This window comes from Endozoicomonas sp. ISHI1, assembly GCF_024606225.1.
GTDB lineage: Bacteria > Pseudomonadota > Gammaproteobacteria > Pseudomonadales > Endozoicomonadaceae > Endozoicomonas_A.
On sequence record NZ_JAGRPU010000030.1, the window covers coordinates 66,508 to 73,622 of the forward strand.

Annotated in this window: 3 protein-coding genes; all 3 read left to right on the top strand. The window is 49.2% G+C overall.

All coding sequences use genetic code 11. The features are described from left to right. Window positions 1-3 precede the first annotated feature (3 nt). The 3 genes from KBW69_RS17625 (at window position 4) to KBW69_RS17635 (ending at window position 6,975) form a co-directional block, all read left to right on the top strand. Window positions 4-2,184, top strand: coding sequence for a hypothetical protein (locus KBW69_RS17625; RefSeq protein WP_257281704.1), 2,181 nt, complete (start codon window positions 4-6; stop codon window positions 2,182-2,184). 270 nt (window positions 2,185-2,454) lie between these two features. Next, complete coding sequence (locus tag KBW69_RS17630; RefSeq protein WP_257255384.1) at window positions 2,455-4,686, top strand: hypothetical protein; 2,232 nt, start codon at window positions 2,455-2,457, stop codon at window positions 4,684-4,686. 138 nt (window positions 4,687-4,824) lie between these two features. Further along, a complete protein-coding gene (locus KBW69_RS17635; RefSeq protein ID WP_257255383.1) occupies window positions 4,825-6,975 on the top strand; it encodes a hypothetical protein in 2,151 nt (716 codons plus the stop codon). The last annotated feature ends 140 nt before the right edge of the window (window positions 6,976-7,115 follow it).

A 7,115-nucleotide genomic window follows, 5' to 3' on the forward strand; every position in this document is an offset into this window, starting at 1 on the left:
AAAGTGAATATGTCCGGGCCCAACCAGGGATTTATCAGCGCTTCGATGGGTTTCCAGAAAAAAACGCTCTTATTTTCTTGGTCTATCCTTCCTCTCTGTCAACAAGAATACAGGGATAAAATCATTAAACGCCTTCTCTTTGCGACACTACTGTTGTTGCTAGTGTTATTGCTATTGTTGTCTCTGCAGTTGTTGTCTGTCGCCTGTATGGCCGAATCATTGACAGAACCTTTTATTATCGAGCTTGAACAAACAAACCAGAGCTTTTCTATAAAACGTGACCTGCGTGTACTACCAGATAACCCGTCAGACATTACCCACACAGAAGACTACGCAGAATTAGATTCAACGCCCGATGACAAACGCCATAGTACGGGTGGAAACAAGGCAAGAACGACTATTATTGTGTCGATTTCGTGGCAATGGCTTTACGTCACTCAGCTGCTGGCTGGTTACGAACTGATCCTGAAAACCAAAGATGTCCCTCTATTCCCGGCTCCCTACTCATGGGTACCTGTAGAAGCGGTTGTTGCTGTCGGCTGGTTTTTAAGAAGTTACCGGAACTCCGATTCACCGCTGTTTAACCTGATTGAACATCAAGAGGCAACATCTATGCTGAAACAGAGGGATTTCCCATTAACAACTATCACAATGATGACGGGTTCAGGAGATAACCAACAACACGAGCCATCAGAATCATCCGGCCAGAGAACCACGCAAACCACCACTTGCCACAGGCGCTCTTTCACCAACCTCTTTTATTCTGGCTTCGGCGGCTATTCTGGCTCCGGCGGCGGCAGCCCTCTACAGCACTCACATACTTTAGGTTTAAATTGTTTTGTCCATCCCTGTCATGGCGCTTGTCAATTTGGACCACCATACGACGGATCAGGGTCGGCTGAATGGTCTCCGGATAGCATAGAACACTCGTACACTCATTTCACGAATGGACCAAGCTATGATTGCATAGGCCATGCTGGCCCTTTAAAAGCTGAACAGCCCGAAGAATATTGGATTTCCAAAATATTGGATGATTTTTTTGAAAGTGCTCCCCCATACCATCACGACCAACTGTCTGGACCACATCCTCATGATATTAATCGTGACCCGTCCAATAACTTAAACTGTACAGGCTCGATAAGTGCAGGGGCCGCGCATACAATTGCCCCTTCCGGGCCACTCAATCATTGCCCGCCAGCGTTCCGGAACTTGCCTTTCAACAACACTGATGATTTTGGGTTCATTAATGAGCCAGCCGATCCATGCAGGTATCCCGAAGAAATCGAGCTCTCCTTAATGCCTCTCCCCCCCTTTTCCTTAATGGGAACCTCAGAAACACAACAAACAACTTCCGAATCACCTCAATTGGGCCAGCGACAACTTCACCCTTCACAAGCGGGCACAGCAAAGCCCCTCCCGGATCACAGAATCAGGGATCACTCCGGGTACCTTACCTGCTACGAAACCGTGGTCGGTGATGACGGCCAGTCGCGGCCATGTGGAAAAGTCTGCAAGAATCACAAAATACTGTCAGCTCACAAATACAACTATCACTCCGGGCAAAGAACCTGTGAAACAACAGTGGTTGGGGAAGGTGGCCAGCAGCGGCCATGCGGGAAGGTCTGCCAGAATAGTCAGGCACTTTCGTCTCACAAAGTCAGAGCACACACCGGAGAACGATCCTGTGAGGTGATAGTGACCGGGGAGGATGGTCAGCCTCGGCCATGCGGGAAGATTTACAAGAATGCTGCAGCCCTGTCGAGTCACAAAAGCGGAAAACACACCAGGCAAAAAACCTGTTTCGTGACCATGATCGGGTGGGATGGTCAACCGCGGCCATGCGGAAGAATCTGCAAGAATGCTCAAACTCTGGCGAGTCACAAAAACCTATATCATAGTGGACAAAAAACCTGCGACATGACCCTGATCGCGGAGGATGGCCGGCCGCAGCCATGTGGGAAAGTCTTCATGAATGGCCAATCTCTGTCGGACCACAAGAGAGTGCATCACAGCGAGCAAAAAACCTGTGACTCAGCCGTGGTCGGAGAGGATGGCCAGCTGCGACCATGCGGAAAACTCTTCAAGAGCTCTAAAAACCTTTCGGCACACAAAAGAAGTCATCGAAAGCGCAAGCCCGTGGATGAGACCCCGGGTAATCCAACCTCAGAAAGGCCAAGTGAATAAGTAGCGATTCATCTGACGCCCACCCTTTTATGAAGGTTAGGCGGTTTTTCCAGAACGACTCAGGACTACCAAAAGACATTGCTCGTTTAAATGGACTTGGCAAAACTTCAGTCATTAACTGACGGTGGTTAATGCCAGAAAAAAAAGCAGATGGGCACAGCCTTTGGTATTTTTTTGCCCTGTGCAAAGCTTTGGTTTTTAACAGAAGGTTTCTGACAGAAAAACTCTCTTATTGTTTGGTCTATCCTTCCTCTCTACCAACTAGAATGCATGTGTAGAATTATTAAACGCTCACTCTTGTCTGCAATGCTGGTACTGACACTGCCTGTCGCCTGTCAAGCTCAACCTTTGACAGAATGCTGTATTGTCGAATTTGGACGAAATGCAGTTTTTCCAAACCAGAGCTTTCGTATAAAGCTTGACCATCTCAGACGTTCGGATAATCCGTCGAACATTGCCGAAACAAACAGTTATGCAAGTTCAGATTTTCTAGCTGATAACAAACAAAAGATACATGGCTGTTACAGTGTCCCTCCCGCCCTTATTGAGTCGATTTCGTGGCAATTGCTTTATGCCTCCACCCTGCTGGTTGATTACGAACTGATCCTGAACACCAAACATACCCCCGTAAGCTCCACTCCTTATCCCGGGTTGCCTGTAGAAGTGTTTGTCGCTGTCAGTTGGCTTTTAAAAAACTATTGGAACTCTGATTCACCGCTTTTTACCCTCACTGAACAACAAGAGGTGGGACAGGATCACCCGTCTGCGGCCATCACTACAATGCTTGGCTCAGGCCATAAACAACCACACCAGCCATCTGAATCATCCAGCCAAAAAGCCCCGGGAACATCCACCCACTGTATAGGCTCATTCACTGGCTCCCTGAGTACTAACTATGGCGACGATAACAGCGGTCCTCAACGACACCTGCATACTTTGGGTTTAAATTGTTTTGTCTATCCCTGTCGTGGCGTTTGTAAACTCAGAAAATCATCCGATAACACAGCACCCTCTGAATGGTCGCTGAACTTCGTAGAAAGTTCGACAGGCCACACAGGAGCACTACATGATCAAAGCTCATGCCCCCATTTAGCCAATGGACAGTGCTTTAGTTGCATAGTTCATGCTGATACCGTTAACGCTACGCTCATGATGAGTGCCGGAACAACCTATACAACCAATCTTGCCGAGCCACTCAATGATGATGCTTTAATGCTCTGGAATTTGCCTTTCAACGCTGATGACTTGATGACCACTGGCAGGCCACTCGATCTGGGTGGTAGTCTCAAAGAAGTCGGGATTCCCGTTACCCATTCAAAAACGCAGCAAAACGCCACGGAGTCATCCCGATTGGCTCAGAGCGAACCTTATCTTTCCCGGACAGTCACAACACAAGCGCAGCCGAATAACAAAAACATATACGACAAAAAACATATAATATGCAACATAACATTGGTCGGGAAAGATGGTCAGCAGCAACCATGCGGGAGGGCCTTCAGCAATGCTCAATCCCTGTCATGTCACAAAAGCAAATACCACACCGGGAAAAAAACCTGTAACGTGACCGTGGTTGGGAAGGATGACCAGCAGCGACCATGCGGAATTGTCTTTAGGAATGCTTGCGCTCTGGGGAATCACAAAAGAAGCTTCCATCGCAGGCAACAAAAATGTAACAGGACAGTAATCGGGGAGGATGGCCAGCAGAGGCCATGCGGGACTGTCTGCAAGAACCTTAAAGGCTTGACGGACCACAAAAGAAGATACCACAGCGGGCAACAAACCTGTAACGTGACTGTGATCGGGAAGGATGGCCAGCAACAGTCATGCGGTAGGGTCTACAAGAATATTGAGGTTCTTTCGGTTCACAAAAGCTCATGCCACAGCGGGCAAAGAACCTGTGACGTAACAGTGACCGGAGAGGATGGCCAGGGGCGACCATGTGGAATGGTCTGCAAGAATGTTAACGCCCTATGGGAACACAAAAGAAAAGAGCACACCGGGCAACAAACCTGTGACATAACCTTAGTCTGGGAGAATGGCCAGCCACGGCCATGCGGAACGATCTGGAAGTGTGCCAGAGCTCTGACGGATCATAAAAGAAGAGCTCACAGCGGACAAAGAACCTGTGCCATAACCGTGGTCGGCAAGGATAACCAGCCGCGGCCATGTGGGAAGATCTGCAAAAGCGCCAGAACCCTGACGGATCACAAAAGAAAAGCCCACACCTGGCAACAAGCCTGTGACGTGACTTTAGTCGGGAAGGATGGCCTTCAGCAGCAATGTGGCAAGTTCTGCAAGGATGCTCAAGCCCTCTCGAATCACAAAAGCAAAGTCCACAGCGGACAACAAACCTGTGCCATAACATTGGTCGGAAAGGATGGCCAGCAGCGGCCGTGCCAGAAGGTCTGCAAGAATATTCAAGCTCTGGAAGATCACAAAAGAAGACATCGAAAGCGCAAGCTCGTTGACAGGGAGCAGTACGATGACAAAGAACCTCAATAAAGTAAATAAGAACGATCTGATCTGCCCTCCCCTTCATTAAGGCTTAACGGCTTTACCTGAGTGGCCCGGGGATTTCAAAAAACACACTTATTTTCTTGATCTATCCTTCCTCTCTGTATATCAGGACGCAAGGATAGAATGATTAAACACTCACTCTTTGCGGTAACATTGTTGCTGCCATTGTTGTTTTTTGTCGTCTGTCGGGCCGAACCGTGGACAGGACGTTTTACTGTCGAATTTGAAGGGAAAACAGGCTATCCAAACCAAAGCTTATCTACAAAGCCTGATCAGCAAAGATTGCCAGACAACCCATCAGACATTGCCGATACAAACGACTATGCAGAATCAGATTCGCTGCCTGATGACAAACCATCAGGAACTGGCGGTTACCGGGCAAAAACGACCATTCTTAAGTCGTTTTCGTGGCAATGGCTCCACGCCACCCCCCTCCTGCTGGGTTACGAACCAATCCTGACTACCGGAGACGTCTCTCTGCGCGCCACCTCATATTCATGGTTCCCTCTGGAAATGTTTGTTGCTCTCGGTCGGTTTTCAGAAAGCTACTGGAATCCTGATTCAACGTCGTTTAGCCCAATCGAACAAAAAGAACCGAATCAGGATCACCCGTTTGCCACCCTCATCGTAACGTTTAGTTCTGGACAAGACCAACAATCAGGCCAGCCATCAGAATCATCGGGGCAGCAACTCCCGGGTGCCATCAGCCACCACACAGGCAATTTCATCAGCCTCTTGCATTTTGACTCTGACGACGGTAGCGAGAGCCCTCAACAACTCCTTCATACTTTGGGTTTAAATTGTTTCGTCCATCCCTGTCATGGCTTTTGTCAATTACGGCTAATATCCGATAACAGAGGGCCCGCTGAATGGCCGCAGAATTACACAGAAAGCCTGTGGCCCCATTTGTCTGATGGAGAATACTTCAATAGCGAAGGTCATTTTTATCCTGTAAACACGATACAACCAATGAGTGCGGGAGCCCACTATTCAGCGCCCCCTGCCGAGCCTCTCAACCTGCATCATTTTTCCAAAGAAGGCGGGCTTTTCTTTTCGCTTCCCCATTCAGAAATACAACAACAAACCTATAAACCATCCCAATCGGGTCAGAGTCAAGCTCATCTTTTCCGGGAAGGTTCAATAGCAGCCCTGTCCGATCACAAAAGCGAATACCACACTAAACAACACATTTGTGACATGACAGTAGTAGGGGAAGATGGCCGGCAGCGACCATGCGCTGAGGTCTGCAAGAATGCTGATGCCCTGAGGGGTCACAAAAGAAAAAAACACAGCGGGCAACAAACCTGCGACGTGGCAGAAATTGGGGAGGATGGTCAGCCACGGCCATGCGGGAAAGTTTACAAGAATGCCGGAGTACTTTCAGCTCACAAGAGCATATACCACAGCGGGCCGAAAACCTGTCAAGTAAAAGTGATTGGGGAGGATGGCCGGCAGCGGCCATGCGGGATGATCTGCATCAATGCTAAAACCTTGTTGGAACACAAGAGAAGAAACCACATGGTGCAACAAACCTGTGACCTGACCGTAATCGATGAGGATGGCCAGCTGCGGCGATGCGGTATGGTCTGGAAGAATGGTCAATCCCTGCGATATCACATAAGAAAAGACCACACCGGGCAACAAACCTGTGACACGACAATGATCGGGGAGGATGGCCAGCAGCAGCTATGCGGTATGGTTTGCAAGAATGCTCAAGCTCTGATCTATCACAAAAGAAAACTCCACACTGGGCAACGGACCTGTGACGTGGTGACCGTGCCCGGAGAGGATGGCCAACGGCAGACATGTGGGATGATTTGCAGCAGCGCCAAAGCCCTTTCGGATCACAAAAGAAAAAATCACAGCGGACAACGAACCTGTAACGTGACTGTGGTCGGGGAGAATGGTCTGCATCAATCGTGCGGGAAGGTCTGCAAGAATGTCAATGCCCTGACAGGCCACATAAGAAAAGTCCACAGGGGGCAACAAAGCTGCTTCGCAATAATGGTCGGGGAAGATGGCCAGCAGCGCTCATGCGGGAGGGTCTTCAAAAATCCTCAGGCCCTCTCAGATCACAAAAGAAGATACCACACCGGACAACAAAACTGTGACGCGAGGGTGGTCGGAGAGGATGGCCAGCAGCGACCATGCGGCAAGGTGTGCAAGAATGCCAAGGCCCTGACGGAACATAAAATAAGACATCGAAAGCGCAAGCCCGTTGAATCGCAGCAGGAGGATGGCCTTGGTCCTCAAAAAAGTAAAGCGTACAAGTAAGGATCTGATCTCTTTGACATCCTCCCCCACTGATTCAAGAAATCAGTGGGGGATTCCCATGGGGGCGCCTAGCCCAGGCTGCTACTTTCTCACGATTTCGCAGTGGTTCCTGCTTCGTCACAGGTTCCAACGAACCCGCT